Below are 279 nucleotides of genomic sequence, written 5' to 3' on the forward strand. Positions count from 1 at the left end.
GGGGCGGACGGCGTTCCTGTTCGCGGGGCAGGGGTCTCAACGGCTGGGTATGGGGCGGGAGTTGTATGAGGCGTATCCGGTCTTCGCGGAAGCCTTCGACGCGGTGGATGCGGAACTGCCGTTCGGCCTGCGGGAGGTTGTCTTCGGTGCGGACGCGGAGCGCCTGAACCGGACCGAGTTCGCCCAGCCCGCCCTGTTCGCCCTGGAAGTGGCGCTGTTCCGGCTGCTGGAGTCCTGGGGTGTGCGCCCCGACGTGCTGGCCGGTCACTCCATCGGTGA

At 69.2% G+C, this 279-nt stretch carries 1 protein-coding gene; it reads left to right on the top strand.

Translation table 11 applies throughout. The features are described from left to right. Positions 1 to 279, top strand: a 279-nt coding sequence (locus tag IH68_RS51455) for an acyltransferase domain-containing protein (protein WP_037886778.1), incomplete at both ends; no start/stop codon positions are given.

It is taken from the genome of Streptomyces sp. NRRL S-646 (genome assembly GCF_000720765.1).
Classification (GTDB): Bacteria; Actinomycetota; Actinomycetes; order Streptomycetales; family Streptomycetaceae; genus Streptomyces.